The sequence below is a fragment of the Terrabacter sp. 01T434 genome (assembly GCF_056398545.1).
Genome location: NZ_JBFTPP010000040.1, coordinates 1 through 399, shown reverse-complemented (window position 1 = coordinate 399; position 399 = coordinate 1). Strand labels below are relative to the sequence as shown.

Sequence of the window (399 nt, the reverse complement as noted above, 5' to 3'; positions counted from 1 at the left end):
GCGTGAGGGTGGGGCGATCCGGTTCTCGCTGTAGGCGGTCAACCCGAATTCCGGCACCTGCGTCTTGCCCAGGGAGACTACACCCGCATCCTTCAACGCCGCGGCGAGGGCGCCGTCAGCCGGGGCCGGCTTGTGGTCCAGGGCGGCACTGCCGTGGGTGGTGACGACGCCGGCGACGTCGGTCAGGTCCTTGAAGGCGGTGGGCATGCCGTGCAGCAGCGGGAGGGCAGCCGTGCCGTCGCCGCCGGGGGCTGCCTCGCGGGCGTACCGGCGGTCCGCGGCGTCTGCGTCCCGGAGGGCGTCGTCCGCCGTGACGGTGATGAACGCCCCGAGGCCGGGGTTCGCGGCCTCTATCCGTTCGAGAAAATGGGCCGCGGCCTGCCGCGCGGACAGCTCGCC

Annotated in this window: 1 protein-coding gene; it reads right to left on the bottom strand. The window is 73.4% G+C overall.

Features of this window, described 5'->3' with window-relative positions; all coding sequences use genetic code 11:
* Positions 1-399: amidase family protein (locus tag AC1DIW_RS21900; protein ID WP_478110931.1), on the bottom strand; the 399-nt coding region annotated here is incomplete at both ends.